Annotated in this window: 2 protein-coding genes; both read left to right on the top strand. The window is 54.5% G+C overall.

The genetic code is table 11. The features are described 5' to 3' along the window. The first annotated feature begins 230 nt into the window (after positions 1 to 230). Positions 231 to 2,486, top strand: a complete 2,256-nt coding sequence (locus QZP87_RS09130; RefSeq protein WP_291322609.1) for a TRAP transporter permease — start codon at positions 231 to 233, stop codon at positions 2,484 to 2,486. A gap of 3 nt (positions 2,487 to 2,489) precedes the next feature. Continuing rightward, entirely contained in the window at positions 2,490 to 2,954 is a 465-nt protein-coding gene (locus QZP87_RS09125; protein ID WP_291322608.1) for a universal stress protein, read from the top strand. Positions 2,955 to 3,660 lie beyond the last annotated feature (706 nt).

Genomic DNA, 3,660 nt, shown 5'->3' with positions numbered 1-3,660 from the left:
TCGCTGTAGTGATAATCAATCCCTTTTGGCCCGGAGGTGTCCGCGCCCCCCTGCGACACCGCAACCTAGACCCGTACCAGTCCGGGTCCTTATGACCCGCTGGACCCTTTACAGGCATCTTACTGCCTGAATTCCGGATAAGACACAATCCCGTTTTTTTCTTGCTGCCGCTATCCGGCACCGTGATCCCTCTTCCCCAATGGAGAACAGTCAACAGAACAGGTAAGCACATGAGCGAACAGGCTGGAAAAAGCAACACTCCCCCGGAAAACCTGAATACCACAGAAAATCATAGCGGACAGGACAAAGCAAAACTCACGTCCAAGGCAGCCAGAGACCTGGTGGTCATGGTGGAGGCCGGTGTCAGGGACCCCGCCAGTTATGTGTCCAGGGGAATTATTGTCTTCCTGTGCCTGGCCTGGTCCATTTTTCAACTCTCAATAGCCCATGACCCCATAAACTCGCATATAGCCAGGGTCTGGCACCTGGCTTTCGCCCTTGGACTGGTTTTTCTGGTATATCCGGCCTACAAGCAGCACTCCATACCCTTCTGGGTCAGTCTAACCCAGAAAATAATTCCCTCTTTCGCCAGCAAATCCATTCGAAAGACCATACCCGTCTACGACTGGATATTCGCCGCCCTGGGTATGATGTCCGCCCTGTATATCTGGTGGGATTTCGACAACCTCATTTTCCGCCAGGGCATGCCCAACCAGACCGATATCATCATGGGCTTCATCCTGATAGCACTCCTGCTGGAAGCCGCCCGCAGGGCCCTGGGTCCGGCACTGGCCATCCTGGCCGCTGTTTTTCTGGCCTACAACTTCATAGGCCCTTATCTCCCCGCAATCATCAGGCACAGGGGTATTCCCCTGGATTTCATGATCAGCGACATGTACCTGACCACCACCGGAATCTTCGGGGTTCCTCTGGGTGTGTCCGTATCCTTTGTATTTTTGTTCGTACTTTTTGGTTCCCTGCTGGACCGGGCCGGCGGGGGAAAGTATTTCATAGACGTGGCCTTTTCAGCCCTGGGGACCTTCAAGGGAGGCCCGGCTAAGGCCGCAGTCCTGGCTTCAGGCCTGACCGGCATGGTTTCGGGCTCTTCCATAGCCAATACCGTTACCACCGGAACCTTCACCATCCCACTCATGAAAAAAGTGGGCTTTCCAGGACACAAGGCCGGGGCAGTAGAAGTGGCCGCATCCACCAACGGACAGCTCATGCCTCCCATCATGGGGGCGGCGGCGTTTATCATGGCTGAAATCATCGGCATCCCGTACCTGGACGTGGTCCGGGCGGCCCTGTTTCCGGCCCTCATCGCCTACCTGGCCCTTTTGTACGTGGTCCACCTGGAAGCCGTTAAAATGGGGGTAAAGGCCATACCACGCAAGGATCTTCCAAAATTCTGGAAAACAGTCCTGCGAGGATGCCATTTTATCATCCCCCTGGCCATCCTGATAATTTATCTGGTGATTCTCAGGCGCTCTCCTGTTGCTTCAGCCCTGCACGCCATTCAGGCTCTCATGGTCATCATGCTGGTGCAACGCCCCATTATCGCTTTTCTTTCCCTGGGGTACCACCGCAAGGCCGGCACCCTGGACCCGGACCTTGACCTGAAGCGTTTTTTGGGCGGGGCTTTTGTGGATGGACTCCGCGATCTCTGGAACGGACTCATCATGGGTGCCAGAAACATGATCTCCGTGGGCATAGCCACGGCCACGGCGGGCATAATCGTGGGAGTGGTCTCCATAACCGGTCTGGTGGGTCGCTTTGTAAACATCATCGACGTGCTTTCCATGGGCAACATGGCCCTGATGCTCGTTCTCACCGCCATGACCAGTCTTATCCTGGGCATGGGCATGCCCACAACCGCCAACTATATAATCATGGCCACCCTTACCGCGCCGGTCATTCTGCACCTGGGCGCGGACATGGGCATAATTTTTCCTGTAATAGCCATTCACCTGTTTGTGTTTTATTTCGGTATCCTGGCGGATGTCACCCCGCCGGTAGGTCTGGCTTCCTATGCCGGAGCGGCCATAGCCAGGTCCGATCCCATCAAGACAGGGGTGCAGGCCTTCTATTACAGTCTGAGAACAGTTATCCTGCCCTTTATCTTTCTGTTTAACACTGAACTGCTAATGATTGCCGGGGTTACCGCCGCTGGAGGTATAATCTGGCTTGACGACCCGGTACGTCTGGCCTGGATATTCTTTTCCGGGCTCATCGCCATGTTCGCCTTCGCCTCTGCTCTGCAGGGCTGGCTGGTGATAAAATGCAGGTGGTACGAAAGGTTGTTTCTACTTCTGGCCTGCGCCACAGCCTTCAGGCCGGGGGTGTTCGAGGCCTACCTGCCCTTTGACCGCCTGGGCATGCAGATTCTTGGCGTATGCATGTTTTTCGCCCTGTACATCTTCCAGAAAATCAAGGTCCGGAGATTTCAGAAATTCATGGCATCCAGGATCCAGGAAAAAGGAGAATAACTCATGTACCAGCGCATTCTTGTCCCGGTTGACCTGCAGGAAGAAGACGAACGTCTGCGCAATCATGCCCTGCAGAATGCAGTGGAACTCTGCAGGTTTTACAATGCCCGCCTTTATGTGCTCACTGTCGTTCCGGACCTGGGCATGCCCATGGTGGGCGACTACTTCCCCCAGGACATCAGCAGCCATATTATTCGGGAAGCTGAAAACCTCCTGCATGATCAGGTTACCAGACATCTGCCCGAAGATATCGATATCCAGCACATAGTAGCCCAGGGAAAGGTTTATCGCCGCATCCTGAAAACCGCCGGGCAAATCAATGCCGACCTGATAGTCATCCCGGCTCACCGCCCCACCCTTACCGAGTACTTCATCGGCTCCAACACCTCCAGGGTGGTCCGGTACGCCTCATGCTCAGTCCTGGTGGTACGTCTGGAAATCGATTCAGATATTGTATGCGTGCGATGACCATCTCACTCTGCCGGCATTGACATGGGCAGCTGCATCATGGCTGCCACCGGATTTTGGATCGTCTCCGACCCGGTTCAGTCTTGGTCCTGTCTGCACAATGTCGATGGGCATCTGTTTAGGCGCGTAGCACAGATTTCAAACAAACATGGTGGTCGTTAAAAATCGGTTCCTGGTTCTTCGTTCTTCGTTCCTGGTTCTTCGTTCCTGGTTCCTGGTTACCTCTCGTTCCTAGGCTCCAGCTTGGGAAGTGTTTGTGGGACAGACAACCCGGCACTTATTTTTTTATCGCTCCCACGCTCTGCGGTCATTGGTGGACGCGGAGCGTCCGGAAGATGTTCCCACGCAGAGCGTGGGAACAATAAAGGAAGCAGGGTTTAACTGGGCCTGCCCGGTGAAACAAATCCGAAGGATTTCCTGCAAAGCAGGGTTTAACTGGGCCTGCCCGGTGAAACAAATCCGAAGGATTTCCTGCAAAGCAGGGTTTAACTGGGCCTGCCCGGTGAAACAACGCCTCGCGTTCCAGCTTTGCTGGGTTTAACTTGGTCACAAAAAACAAGAAAAATTGAAGCCATGACGGGGGTTCAGCACTATGCACTGGGACTGTTTCATTTTTGGACACTAAGCTCAGGTGCTCCCCCCGCCGCGCAAGCGGCTGATGCCTTTTCCTTGCGGGTCCTGTCACGCCTGTGGCGTGATTGAATGC

This window comes from Desulfonatronospira sp. (assembly GCA_003563255.1).
Lineage (GTDB): Bacteria > Desulfobacterota > Desulfovibrionia > Desulfovibrionales > Desulfonatronovibrionaceae > Desulfonatronospira.
Note: the sequence above shows the minus strand (reverse complement) of the source record. Positions and strands in the feature narration are given on the sequence as shown.